General features: G+C 38.7%; 10 protein-coding genes and 1 tRNA gene. 2 read left to right on the top strand and 9 right to left on the bottom strand.

Going from position 1 to position 12,904, the window contains the following annotated elements; translation table 11 throughout:
- Positions 1–132: 132 nt before the first annotated feature.
- Entirely contained in the window at positions 133–1,326 is a 1,194-nt protein-coding gene (locus IPJ16_09300; GenBank protein MBK7627370.1) for a pyridoxal phosphate-dependent aminotransferase, read from the bottom strand.
- A gap of 233 nt (positions 1,327–1,559) precedes the next feature.
- Here IPJ16_09300 and IPJ16_09295 point away from each other — a divergent pair, with 233 nt between their 5' ends.
- A complete protein-coding gene (locus IPJ16_09295) occupies positions 1,560–2,081 on the top strand; it encodes a hypothetical protein (protein ID MBK7627369.1) in 522 nt (173 codons plus the stop codon).
- 199 nt (positions 2,082–2,280) lie between these two features.
- Here IPJ16_09295 and htpG read toward each other — a convergent pair whose 3' ends face one another.
- The 6 genes from htpG to IPJ16_09265 all read right to left on the bottom strand — a co-directional run bounded on the left by htpG (position 2,281) and on the right by IPJ16_09265 (position 8,279).
- Positions 2,281–4,329 (bottom strand): molecular chaperone HtpG, encoded by a 2,049-nt coding sequence (gene htpG / locus IPJ16_09290; GenBank protein ID MBK7627368.1) that lies wholly within the window; start codon positions 4,327–4,329, stop codon positions 2,281–2,283.
- Between the two features lie 97 nt (positions 4,330–4,426).
- Complete coding sequence (locus IPJ16_09285; GenBank protein MBK7627367.1) at positions 4,427–4,945, bottom strand: hypothetical protein; 519 nt, start codon at positions 4,943–4,945, stop codon at positions 4,427–4,429.
- Positions 4,946–5,038: 93 nt separating this feature from the next.
- A complete protein-coding gene (locus IPJ16_09280) occupies positions 5,039–5,869 on the bottom strand; it encodes a hypothetical protein (protein ID MBK7627366.1) in 831 nt (276 codons plus the stop codon).
- Entirely contained in the window at positions 5,866–7,071 is a 1,206-nt protein-coding gene (locus IPJ16_09275) for an aspartate aminotransferase family protein (GenBank protein ID MBK7627365.1), read from the bottom strand. The genes IPJ16_09280 and IPJ16_09275 overlap by 4 nt, the downstream gene beginning before the upstream one ends.
- A gap of 15 nt (positions 7,072–7,086) precedes the next feature.
- On the bottom strand, positions 7,087–7,794 hold the full coding sequence (locus IPJ16_09270; protein ID MBK7627364.1) for a response regulator transcription factor: 708 nt from the start codon (positions 7,792–7,794) through the stop codon (positions 7,087–7,089).
- A 215-nt stretch (positions 7,795–8,009) separates the two neighbouring features.
- On the bottom strand, positions 8,010–8,279 hold the full coding sequence (locus IPJ16_09265; protein ID MBK7627363.1) for an HU family DNA-binding protein: 270 nt from the start codon (positions 8,277–8,279) through the stop codon (positions 8,010–8,012).
- A gap of 314 nt (positions 8,280–8,593) precedes the next feature.
- On the opposite strand from IPJ16_09265, the gene IPJ16_09260 reads away from it, so the two are divergent.
- Positions 8,594–8,685, top strand: a tRNA-Ser gene (locus tag IPJ16_09260).
- A gap of 203 nt (positions 8,686–8,888) precedes the next feature.
- Here the strand turns inward: IPJ16_09260 and IPJ16_09255 are convergent.
- Positions 8,889–11,837 carry a TonB-dependent receptor gene (locus IPJ16_09255; GenBank protein MBK7627362.1) on the bottom strand — a complete coding sequence of 983 codons (2,949 nt, stop codon included), beginning with the start codon at positions 11,835–11,837 and terminating at the stop codon, positions 8,889–8,891.
- 4 nt (positions 11,838–11,841) lie between these two features.
- Entirely contained in the window at positions 11,842–12,729 is an 888-nt protein-coding gene (locus tag IPJ16_09250; protein MBK7627361.1) for a DUF4249 domain-containing protein, read from the bottom strand.
- Between the last annotated feature and the right edge of the window lie 175 nt (positions 12,730–12,904).

Below are 12,904 nucleotides of genomic sequence, written 5' to 3'. Positions count from 1 at the left end.
GACCGCAGAGTTTTACAGAGAATACCATAATGGATTGTTTAAAAAAGAGAACCGCAGAGAATTTATGAAATTTTCTCTGCGGTTCTCTGCGTATTCTTCCTCAGCGCACTCTGGGGTAAAAAAAAACAGGACCTATCTCAATTTTTCCAATGCTACTGTTATTCTCTTAACAGCTTCAACCAGAAGGTCATCTGAAGTTGCATAGGAGATTCTGATACATTCGGGTGCACCAAAAGCATCACCTCCCACTGTAGCTACCTGGGCTTTATCGAGGAGGTAAAGAGCAAGATCGTCTGAATTGCCGATTGTTGTCTCACCATCCGATTTACCAAGGAAATATGAAATATCTGGCATAACATAGAATGCACCTTCAGGTACTGTTACTTTGAGTCCTTTAACATCCCTCAGCAATGAGCAGATAAGGTTGCGGCGGCGAAGGAATGCGGCCTTCATTGTTTTTTGCGATTCACCGTCTCCCTGAATAGCTGCCAGAGCAGCTCTCTGGGCAATTGAGCATACACCAGAAGTAAATTGTCCCTGTAACTTATTGCATGCTTTTGCAATCCATAGCGGAGCACCTATATATCCGATTCTCCAGCCTGTCATTGCATAACCCTTCGATACACCATTAACTGTTATTACCCTGTCGTAAATGTTGCTGAATGATGCCATACTTACATGCTCCCCTTCAAATATGATGTGTTCGTAGATCTCATCTGAGATTATAAACAATCCTTCATGTTTTGCCACAACAGCAGCAATTTTCTCCATCTCCGAACGGCTATAAACCATACCTGTGGGATTTGACGGAGAGTTGAAAATTATTAAACGCGTTTTCGATGTGATAACGGCTTCAAGCTGTTCAGGCTTTATCTTGAAATCGTTTTCAAGAGATGCTTTTATAACTACAGGCTTGCCCTCAGCAAGAACAATCTGATCATAGTAACTTACCCAATACGGAGCAAGTATGATAACCTCATCACCCGGATTAACTATTGAAAGAATCACATTTATAAGTGAATGCTTGCCACCTGCAGACACAATAATCTGATCTGGAGTATATTCAAGTCCGTTTTCATCTTTGAACTTCTTTGAAATAGCTTTTCTCAGATCATCATAACCAGGAACAGGCGGGTATTTGGAATAGTTATCATCAATCGCCTTTTTGGCAGCCTCCTTTATATAATCCGGAGTATTAAAGTCAGGCTCACCAAGACTTAAACTGATTATATCAATTCCTTTTGCCTTTAATTCGCGGCTCTTCTGAGCCATTGCAAGTGTCTGTGATACAGCTAAAGATTTAACTCTGTCGGATAAGTATTCCATAATTAAGCGTTTATGATAAATGAAACTAAAAACAACTAAACCAAATGTAGGAAGTATAATTGAAAAAACATAAGGGTAAATTTCGGATTTCGGAATTCGGATTTCGGATTGATGTGTTGATTTGTTGAATTGTTTTCATTCCGCAATCCAAAATCCGCAATCCGCAATATTAATACTATAGAAGAAAATAAAAAGTTTAAGCTAAATTTGTATATTAATAAAAAATGATCATTATGGAACTACTTGCTGACATTCTGAAAATAACAATACCGGCACTGATAGTATTTTTAACAGCCTGGCTTGTACTGAGGTATATGATCAGAAATGATCAGGATAAGCGCCGGCAGGAGCTGATACTCCAGAACAGCCGGACTGTAACTCCTATTAAACTGCAGGCTTATGAAAGAATAATTCTTCTCCTTGAGAGAATTTCTCTGGAGTCACTCCTTGTCAGAGTAAGTTCGACGGATATGACAGCTCAGCAGCTTCATTCAACTCTGCTAAACACTATCAGAAGTGAATTTGAACACAACCTGTCTCAGCAGATTTACATGAGTCAGCAAGCCTGGGAAGTGGTTAGAAATGCACGTTCCAACATGATTAAGATAATCAATAGTGAAGCAGAGAAAATGCCGGTCAATTCATCAGGCATGGATCTTAGCAAAAGACTCCTTGAAAGAATTATGCAACTCGACAAGGAGCCTACCAGGGCAGCTATTGACTATGTTAAGAATGAGATAGCCAGGATCGTCTAAATCCCACCCCCCTTGCCCTTCGGGCATTCCCCCTGGGCAAGTTCTGCAACATACATACACCCCCTTGCCCTTCGGGCATTCCCCCTGGGAGGGGGAATAATCTCCGGATGTAATTGAAATTCGGCTAATTGCAGAAATTTTCTCCCCTTCCAGGGGAGATGCCGCTAAGCGGCAGAGGGGTTTATCCTTAGAAAAATTATTATAACAATTCCACGCTACGTTTAACGAAGCTACTCAGCTCCTCTCCTCTCAGCATATTATTTGCGAGCAGTGCAAGGTCTATAAGCTGCTTGACAACTTTGTTTGAAGTGCCATATGATTCGAGGATCTCTTTCCTGGAGTTTTCAACATCTGTCAGTTCCTTGCGCAGTTTTTCGAGATCATCTTTCTCAATCTGACTAATTTCATCAGCCTTCTTTTTCTTATGCTCTTTTTCTGTAAAATCGATCTCCTCCTTAATCCTTTTTCTTTCAGCATCATTCTCTACCAGGCGGGTACCTTCCTTTGTCTGCAGATCCTCAGAAACCTTTATAACAAGCTGATGATTAGGATTAACAACAATGTTAAAACTATCGGGCAGTTCGCCATAAAAATTCATCCCTCCGCCGCCCATCTGAGCCATCTCTTTCATTCTGCGCATGAACTCTGACTGAGTTATGATTACAGGCGCTTCATTCTCATCGAGTGTTTCAAAAACAACATTATAAACCTCTTTTGATTTCACTCTTACATTAAATACACTCTTCAGATCGTCCTGCTGCTCAGGAGTCAGCTTTGATTCGCGTTTCTCATCTTTCTGAATGAGTTTGTCAACCACATCGGAGTCAACCCTGACAAACCTGGTATCTTTCAGCTTAGACTCAAGCTGATTAATCAGGTGAACATCAAGCTGACCGTCGAGAAGCAGAACATCATAACCCTTATTCTTAGCTTTTTCAATATATGTAAACTGATCAGTTTTGTTTGTAGAATAAAGATAAATCAGTGTATTATTCTTATCGGTCTGATTCTCCTTAATTATCTTTTCATACTCCTCAAATGTAAAATACTTATCCTCAGTGTTTTTAAGAAGGGCAAACTTGGAGGCTTTCTCATAAAACTTTTCCTCGGTCATCATTCCATATTCAATGAATAACTTTAAGCTATCCCATTTCTTCTCAAATTCCTCACGGTTATTCTTGAATATGTCGTTAAGCCGGTCAGCCACTTTCTTTGTAATATGGGCAGAAATTTTCTTTACATTCGAATCGCTCTGAAGATAACTCCTAGATACGTTCAACGGAATATCAGGTGAATCAATTACTCCGTGAAGTAGTGTAAGAAACTCAGGAACAATGCCTTCTACTGAATCTGTAACAAAAACCTGGTTACAGTAAAGCTGAATTTTATTTTTCTGAATTTCGATATTGCTTTTAATCTTCGGGAAGTATAATATTCCTGTTAGCTTGAAAGGATAATCTACATTCAGGTGTATATTGAACAATGGTTCTTCTCCGGCAGGATATAGCTCCCTGTAGAAATTTTTATAATCATCATCTTTAAGATCAGCAGGTTTGAGTGTCCATGCAGGTTTTGTATTATTTATGATTTTTGCTTTTCCTGTCTCTACCATCTTGCCGTCTTTCCACTCTTTCTCAATGCCGAAAGCAATATCCACGGGCAGGAATTTGCAGTATTTTTTAAGAAGCTGTTCGATCCTGCTCTCCTCAAGAAACTCTTTTGACTCCTTATCAATATAGAGAATGACATCTGTTCCTATGTTCTCCTTTTCAACCTCCTCTATCGAAAACTCGGGACTTCCATCACAGCTCCACTTAACAGCCTGCGCACCATCCTGATAGGATTTTGTAATAACTTCAACCTTATCAGACACCATAAATGATGAATAGAATCCAAGACCGAAATGTCCGATTATCGAATTTATCTGGTCTTTATATTTATCAAGAAAATCGTTGGCGCTGGAAAAAGCGATCTGGTTAAGGTATTTATCCACCTCCTCTTTTGTCATTCCCAAACCCCTGTCGGAGACAATTATTGTCTTTTTCTTCTTATCGAATGATACTCTGATCGTTGTATCATCAAGGGCACCTTTATAATCGCCTACAGAAGCAAGTGTCTTAAGTTTCTGTGTGGCATCAACAGCATTTGAAATGAGTTCACGAAGAAAGATCTCATGGTCAGAATAGAGAAATTTTTTAATAATCGGGAAAATGTTCTCAGTAGTTACTCCAATTTTACCGGTTTGCATATCTTATAGTTTTATGGTTTAACATGAATAATCAGGCCTCACCATTCAAAAGATGTGCCGTTGATTAACAACTGACAAATAGTCACAAAGCAACTGATCAGAAATACTGAGGAAATTTAAAATATGCCAGTAAGGTAAGAAGAGCTGACACAATAATGAATATGAACAGAGCATATAACGAAATGTTTCTTCTTTTTTTGAATACACCTATATTATGCTCACTGATAAGTTTTTTAACTGTATTATGAATGCGGAGAATTGAATTGGCGTTCTTGGGAATAAAGGCATCAATATTATACTTTACAGCCTTCTTAATATCTTCCATCTTATCCGGTGGTCCAACAAGAATGAGTCCTGTCCTGTTGTCAATCTTTTTTATCTCAATTGTCATCCTGTCGATCATTGAGATCTGTTCTTTATTGTCGTGCAGAGCCAGAATAGCTATTTTGCAGAAGTTGTTTTCCCTCACCTTTTCAAGGTGATCTATCAATTCTTCCCTTGTGGGAAAAGAGACAACTGAATACCTGGAAGTATCTGAGAATCTTTTCTTAACATCCTCAGAGAAAGCTCTGTGGTCGTCGAAACAGAAGATATATGTTTTAACACTTACAGCCATAGATTTAAAAAGTGACTAAAGTGACTAAAGTTAATACAAATGTAATTCTTTTAACTTCAGCTCACTCTAAACTTTAGTTCACTCTAAACTTTTTTACTCCTTATTCCTGGCATCAACATTAATCTTTAAAATCCATTTCCCCTTTTCAAAGTCATATGAATCAGTCGAATAATCCGGTCCGTAAAATTGCCGGTTATTAACGGGAGAAGGTTTGATGGGTACCAGGTGGTCGAAAACAATTGATTTATCGGAAGTGAATCTAAGCGACATCGATGCGGTTACTGCATATTCCATAACTGCCCTGTAGCTGTATGTATCTCCGTCAGCAAACCATTTTCGTCCGAATATTATAGTCCCGTCGCCGGCAAATTCCATTACATCGATTATTTTTTTTGATATCAATGGATTTCCAAAATCAATCCCCAGAACAATCCAGAACATTTTATCCCCGTCGATACATGGACGCATATCATAATATAGTGCTCCATACCAGTTTGAACTTGTATATGTTGTATCTTTTTTTATCGGTGCATCATTATATCTGGCAGAGAGAAAATTAATATTATTCTTTTTACCCTTCTCATCTTTTCTTATAATGTAAGAATAGTACTTACCCGGATTACTCCGCAAGACCGCGTTCCAGGTGACAATCTTTAAGGCAGAGTCGGGGGAGGTAATTTGTCCGAGATACCTCAGATTGTCGAATTTATGATTAAAAATCGTGTCTGTCCTGACATACCAGTCGATAACCCCGTTTATGGAGTCATAAATCTGAATCCGGGAATTATCATCGTTATTATCAGTAAGCCGGCTGAAAAGAGTCTCAAGTAAAACCGATGCAGAATCCAAAGACTCCTGACCGTTTACTTTTAAAGCCGGGCTTAGGAGGTATATTATAATAAGGTATCTGAAAAATCGTTTCATTTCCTTTCTGCGTTTATCCCTGCAGCATCAAGCAGTTTTTTCAGCCTGTTACATGCTTCAGCTATTTCATCCTCAGCTATTATAAGCGGAGGAGCAATTCTGAAAGCATCGCTGCAGAAAAGAAAATAATCAAGAATCAGGCCATAATCAGGAGCATGAGCGATTACATAATGAATAAAATCCGGATTTTTGAGCTTAACAGCCATTAGAAGGCCCTCTCCTCTCACCTCAGAAATATGAGGATGAATCAGTTCTTTTTTAAAGAGTTCTGCTTTAGGAATTGATTTTTCAACATACCCTCCTTCGATTATAACATTGAGGGCAGCAAGTCCGGCAGCACAACAGACAGGATGACCTCCAAAAGTTGTGATATGTCCAAGAACAGGATTTGAGATCAGTACCGACATTATCTCCTTGGATGATATGAATGCACCAAGCGGCATTCCGCCTCCAAGAGCTTTTGCCAGCAGAAGAATATCGGGAACAACCCTGAACCGGTCGATGGCAAACATGAAACCTGTACGTCCAAAACCGGTCTGGATCTCATCAAAAATCAGCAAGGCACCTGCAGATGTACATTTGTCTCTCAGTTTCTTCAGGAAATCATTTTCAGGATAAATTATACCGCCTTCTCCCTGAACAGGCTCAACAATAACACATGCAACTGAAGTGTCAATAATATCTAATGCTTTCTCATCATTGAAACTGATCTGGAAAACATCGGGCATCAGTGGTCTGAAAGAGTTTCGGTAAAGCTCGCTTCCCTGAACACTGAGTGCTCCATGTGTGCTTCCATGGTAAGCATTTTTAAAAGAGATTATCCGGCCCCTACCTGTATATCTTTTAGCCAGCTTTAGGGCCCCTTCCACTGCTTCACTTCCTGAGTTAACAAAGTAGCAACTGTTCAGTGAAGACGGAAGTATTCCGGTAAGTTTTTCAGCATATCTCACCTGAGGAGACTGGATTATTTCTCCATAGACCATCAGGTGCATATATTGGTCAGCCTGGCTTTTAACAGCCTCAACAACGGCGGGATGACTATGTCCGGTATTGCTAACCGACACCCCTGATATCAGGTCCATATACTCTTGTCCGTCGGGACCAAACATATATATTCCTTTTGCACTGACAATCTCGATCATCATAGGTGATGGTGAAGTCTGTCCAAGATGCTGCAGAAAGATCTGACGATTGGTAAGCATGTAAATCAGTAGAAATTATCTTGCCATCACATTTATATCATTCAGGAGGGAGTCTCTGAATGATTTCCCGACCGGAATACTTTTAAGGGAACCGCCTACATTGATATCGAGGGAATTCTCCTTAATAGTCTGGATCATGCTTTTATTAATAATGAATGATCTGTGCACCCTGATGAATACTCCTGAAGGCAACTGATTTTCAATTGCTTTCATAGTAAAATGTATTGTAAATTTATCATCATTGGTATTCAGGGTAACATAATTTTCAAGTGCTTCGATATAGATAATATCTCTCAGTTTAAGTTTAACAAGCGATGAACCTTTTTTAATAAATATTTCCTCGTCGCCTGAGCTGGTACCTTCTTTGCGGGAGAAATATCTGACAGTTTTATCAACTGCTTTGCAGAAACGTCCGTAAGTGACAGGTTTGAGCAGATAGTCAACAACATTAAAGTCGAATGCCTTCATTGCATATTCCTCTGCTGAGGATACTATTATAATATTAGGAGGAAAGTCAAGGCTTCCGATAAAATCAAAACCGTTCATTTCAGGCATCTCGACATCGAGTATAATAAGCTCGATATCATGTCTTTTAGTTAGAATATTTCGTGCTTCAACTGCATCGCTGAATGAACCTATAAGATTGAGGGATGTTGATTTGCCAACGTATCCCTCAAGGATTTTACAGCTTAGTTTGTCATCATCGACAATAATGCAGTTCATGCTTTACGGTTTAGACAATAAGTTTCACGATCAAAAATAATAAAAACATTCACATTTTAGGTGTCACAGGGGCTAAAGTTAAAATTCTTTTAGAAAAAGAATCAGAATTGTGATTAATTTCATCTAAACATGATATGGCTGTTTTAATGAGCCGGGAATAATGAAATAAAAAAAGGGGTGTAAAAACACCCCTCAGCAATCTCAATCAGTTAAGATTAAAGACCTTTGTTAAGAGCAGGAGCTGCTTTGAATTTTACAACCTTCTTAGCAGGAACGTTAAGTTTAGCGCCAGTACGTGGGTTACGAACCACTCTTGCACTTCTCTTGTCAACTTTAAATGTACCCATGCCCGGGAGCTGGATTCTCTGACCTTTTTTCATTGCTTTTCCGAAAGAGGTAACAAATGCGTTTAATGATTTGCCAGCATCTTTGATAGAAAGTCCTGCCTCAGCAGCGATTGCATTAACTAATTCTTTTTTTGTCATGATGAAAAATTTAAAGGGTTAGACCAATCTTACTAATTGAATACAAATTTATTTTTTTTAAATTCATACGCAAATTTATTTTTCCGTTTTTCCACAAATAGTGCCACTTTAAGGTTAAAATGGCACTTTTTTTGGATGAAAGTTGCGTTTTGGTCAAAATGTCGCAACTTCTCACCAGTCGCTGACTTCAGAGTTTTATTTTCATTTTTTTGTTCATATCCTGTTAACAAAAATTGCAACATGTTGATTATTAGTTAGTTACAATATTTTTTCAAAAAAATATTGTAAAAACAAAAAAATACTATCTTTGCGGCGGAGAAATGGCAGAGCGGTCGAATGCGGCGGTCTTGAAAACCGTTGAACTGTTACCACGGTTCCGGGGGTTCGAATCCCTCTTTCTCCGCCAAAGCAATCTGATCAAATCCCGCTTTCGCGGGATTTTTTATTTACGGGAAACCAAGCGAAGCTAGCTTCAGCGAAGGTTTTTCGTAAATAAAAATACCTGAAAGGTTTGATCAGATTGCTTTGAAGCCTCCCTCACAGGGAACGCGAGAGAAGCGAGCAATCCCTCTTTTTGCGCTTTGAGCTCAGGCATATAATGGTGGATTGTCATTTAAATTTTACTGTCAGACCGAAATTGACTTTGTTCTGAACAGGTTGACTAAAGAAATGAAAGGGATTTAAAGGCACAGTGTAGAATTTACCGTAATAATACTCGCTAAAAAATCCAAGGTGTTTAAACAAATAGACTGTTGCCCCGGCACCAAGACAATGTTCTTCATAGCTTTTTGAGGATTTTATTGTGATACCACCAAGCTTTCCGGTAATATACAGATCAAACCTAAAATCATCCTTTTTAATTAAATAAGGGAGCAGCTGAAAATTACAGTTGACACCATAAATGAATGCACCTTTTTGATACCCCCCCCATCCCGTTGGTGATATTTGTTCCCACATCTGAATCCTTGAGTATCCTCCATAAATTCCTGCTTCAATATTATTAAAAAATCCATAGTTCAGTTCAAGGTTATATCTTTTGTTTCTGTACGGATCATATTTCGCCCCTCTTCCCGAAGAGATTGAATAACCTGCTTTAATATTCCAGCGATCCTTAATGTATGAACCTCCTGAGGCAGACACTCTCTGTTTTTCCAAATTTGCTTTTTCAAGAGCGATCGCTATCGCAGATGCCTTTCGGGATTTCCTTGCTAAAGGATCAAAATATACTTTATAGGATACAGAAGGCATAATGGGAAATAAACTCAACTGGTAAAGTGATAATGGCTTGAAGTCATGATTCCATTGAGGATTGTAAAGATCCATCGATTTATCAGTATTGTAATAGTAGAAAACAGGGTTGTGCCTGTTATAAAGGTTGTATATGGAGAAATTCCAATCAACTTTATTATATCTCCGGTTATAATGGGACCAGGTTAATCCGATATCCAGCCTGTGATAATCTTTCATTCTGGCTCCATTTCTTTCACCATATATCAATCCCTCATAATAGAAATCAGCACCCTCCATATCATTTGTCACAGATGGGATATACTGTCTGCCGATTGCTTGAGTATAGGGCAAGCCGGACTGATAAACCCAAACCAGATTAAGGTTGAGATTATCACCAATTTTGCGATTCAGGTTCAAAGAGAGATTATTGGGACGGTTATAATCAAACATATATTGCTTTCCGTCATTTATGTTTGGGAATTGCCTTGTTGTCAATGAGTAAACATAACTGATGAATCCTGTCCAGTTTCCGGAATTCTTCTTGACCAAGACCTCAATACCCGTTGATCTTCCCTTCCCCCCTGTTTCGACCTTTGAAATCCAGTTCTCATCACCCATCAGGCTGGTGTATCCGTCTTTGTATGTGGAGAGATTGTACATATCCTTATAATAGAGGCTAAGTTCGGAAGAGAACTTTCCACTCATGAACGAACCATTCCATCCTATAGTCAGCTGGTCAGATTTAGCAGGAGGGATCTTTTTGCCGGATGGTATCCAGACTTCATTATTCCATATGCTCCCGGTAGTGAACACAAGATGAGAATATTGTGAAACCTTCATGTAGCTGAAGCTGATGGAATGATTTTCTGAAAATCGCAGATCCGCATTCAGTCTCGGCTCAAAGGAAAGATCTGGAAATCCTCTGGTAAGATGGTTGATGAACCTGAAACCAGGGGTAACTGACCATTTATCTTTGAGGATGAATTTGTTGTCAGCGTAGATGGCTGTTTCTAATGAATTTACAGGTTCTGTTGGGTACTGAACTGCCTGAGTAGAATTGTATGTTTCATTTGGAATCAAAGAGAGCCAGGAAGATTGAATTCCGAAATCTGCAAACCAGCTTTCAGATACAGTAAATTTTAAAGCCGACCTGAAGGACAGATCCCTGACTGCAGATTTGTAACTTTGCCTGTGCGTAGTCGAGGTATCCGGTTCCTGTAAAGTGTAATTCATGAACTCCTTTAACCTGTATCGGGTGAAGGATATGTTGCTTGATGAAAATAACCTTGGAGATACTATTTTATTATATTTTGCCGAAATGAGCCAGTTTCCCCATATGTCACCCATTCTGTACTTCTCCTTCTTCAAGGACCAATAATTAAGGTAATCATCTCCCTGATAAAAGTTTAAGCTTAGACTGTTCTTATTATCTGGTTTCCAGGAAAATTTACCATTGAAATCATGAAAACCGTATGCAATAATATAATCACCGGCTGTATACTGGGTAAGCTGGATCAATGCCATCAAAGGATCGAACAGGGTTTTTCTTGCCCCTACAATAAAGCTTGAATTCTTAATTCCTGCCGGTCCTTCAAAATTGAAAGACAAATCTGTTATACCTGCACTAAACGATCCCTTATAGGCAGAGTAATCACCTTCCTTTTGGGTTATATCCATTACAGAGGAAAGTTTCCCCCCGTATCTCGAAGGAAATCCACCTTTATAGACATCGATATTGTTAATCATCTCAGGATTGAAAACAGACATGAATCCGCCAAGGTGATTGACATATATGATTGGGACATTATCGAAAAGGTAAAGGTTCTGCCCCGGATCCCCACCCCTGACAATCATGAGGCTGGATCCTTCCTTTTGTGAACTTATTCCAGGCAGAAGCTGAAGGGTTTTGATTACATCTGGTTTTCCTCCCAAAGAAGGGGTTTGCGTCATCTGGACATAGTTCAGGGTTGAGATATTACTATTTATTTTCCTCTGTGCATTTATTGTTACCTCAGCCAGTTGTTCAATATCCTCTGATAACGCAATTTCAAGAATCGTATCATTACCTGTATTCAGATTCAAAACCAGGTCTTTATATCCAATAAATGAGACTTTCAATGAAGTACCATTCTGAACCACCAGGTTAAAATATCCATTGTAATCTGATGTTGTACCATTTGATGTTCCTGCCTCAGTTATGAATGCTCCTATCAATCGCTCTCCATCTTCCCTGCTTTTTACAAATCCTGAAACATTAATCTTTTGTTGAGCATTTATTGAGGAGCTCAGTAATAGAAAGATGATGATGTTTTGAATGATCTTTCGCATTTAATCAGAATTTAGGAAATAATGTATCTGATATTACTACTGAATATCCTGCAAATATTCCATAGCCGCCGGGAATATTTGAGAATAAAGGAAATGCATTTGTTGAGGCTGCTAGGAATTCAGGAAACCTGCCCTTTTCATATAAGTGCTTCTGTTTGACAAACCGGTAATAGTCACCACTGCAGGAACGCAGTTCTATTATCATTGGATACAATGAGGTATGATATGGCTCATTCCCACTAAAGCCGGCTGATCCCGTGAAATAATTAATTGTCATTGTATAAACCGAATCTCTTATGATCTCATTACTGAAGATGGTCAAAGGAAGCCCTTCGTTCAATAAGACAGGATCGGTTATCTTCTTCAGAGTAGCTAACCTTTCATATCCGAATTGGAACGTTCTTATTACTATTTCATAATATTGTCTTTCAGCCGGATTTGTTTTAAATGATAATGTTACGGATGGATAAATCATGCCCTCTTCATCTTTCCCGGCATTACTGGTATGGATAATATTGAATATTGGTGAAGGAGAAGGCAGAATTTCGTTACAGGTAATTGACTTGTAACCAGGTATATTTACTTCCAGTTTATAAGATCTCAGTGGCTCAACAACCGATGAAGAAAAATATATCCCATTCTCATCAGGGAAAAGGTTTTCTGCATAATTTCCGTCGATATAAAGTGAGATATCTGCATCCTTGACCAAAGTCAGCTGGTTTGTATCAAGCTTTTCAGCTAATGATATATGAACTTTCACAGGTTCTCCGGCAATAATGATACGATTTACGGCAGGAACGGGAGTAAATCCCGGGAATTCATCAGTTACAATCTCTCTGCAGGAATAATGAGTTAAGAGTATCAGAAGAGCGACAAAAAACAAGCTACGCATTTACTACAGTTTTGACTTAACTTATAAATATATAACATTTTAAAATCAAATAAGCTGAAATTTGTCAACTCACATAAAAATTCATGCGTTGAATTTTTTCATTCTGGCACTGTGAAGTGAATGAATCTATCTTTCGCCGAAGGATATTGATGTCGCAGTGAGCAATTCCGATTAT

The sequence above is a fragment of the Bacteroidales bacterium genome (genome assembly GCA_016709865.1).
Taxonomy (GTDB): Bacteria; Bacteroidota; Bacteroidia; order Bacteroidales; family VadinHA17; genus LD21.
The sequence above is the reverse complement of the archived record's forward strand: the minus strand, read 5'-3'. Positions and strand labels throughout refer to the sequence as shown.

Bases quoted from the DNA above. Each gene is read 5' to 3' on its own strand.
- IPJ16_09300 (MBK7627370.1), bottom strand. From the start codon at position 1,326: ATGGAATACTTATCCGACAGAGTTAAATCTTTAGCTGTATCACAGACA.
- IPJ16_09295 (MBK7627369.1), top strand. From the start codon at position 1,560: ATGGAACTACTTGCTGACATTCTGAAAATAACAATACCGGCACTGATA.
- htpG (MBK7627368.1), bottom strand. From the start codon at position 4,329: ATGCAAACCGGTAAAATTGGAGTAACTACTGAGAACATTTTCCCGATT.
- IPJ16_09285 (MBK7627367.1), bottom strand. From the start codon at position 4,945: ATGGCTGTAAGTGTTAAAACATATATCTTCTGTTTCGACGACCACAGA.
- IPJ16_09280 (MBK7627366.1), bottom strand. From the start codon at position 5,869: ATGAAACGATTTTTCAGATACCTTATTATAATATACCTCCTAAGCCCG.
- IPJ16_09275 (MBK7627365.1), bottom strand. From the start codon at position 7,071: ATGCTTACCAATCGTCAGATCTTTCTGCAGCATCTTGGACAGACTTCA.
- IPJ16_09270 (MBK7627364.1), bottom strand. From the start codon at position 7,794: ATGAACTGCATTATTGTCGATGATGACAAACTAAGCTGTAAAATCCTT.
- IPJ16_09265 (MBK7627363.1), bottom strand. From the start codon at position 8,279: ATGACAAAAAAAGAATTAGTTAATGCAATCGCTGCTGAGGCAGGACTT.
- IPJ16_09255 (MBK7627362.1), bottom strand. From the start codon at position 11,837: ATGCGAAAGATCATTCAAAACATCATCATCTTTCTATTACTGAGCTCC.
- IPJ16_09250 (MBK7627361.1), bottom strand. From the start codon at position 12,729: ATGCGTAGCTTGTTTTTTGTCGCTCTTCTGATACTCTTAACTCATTAT.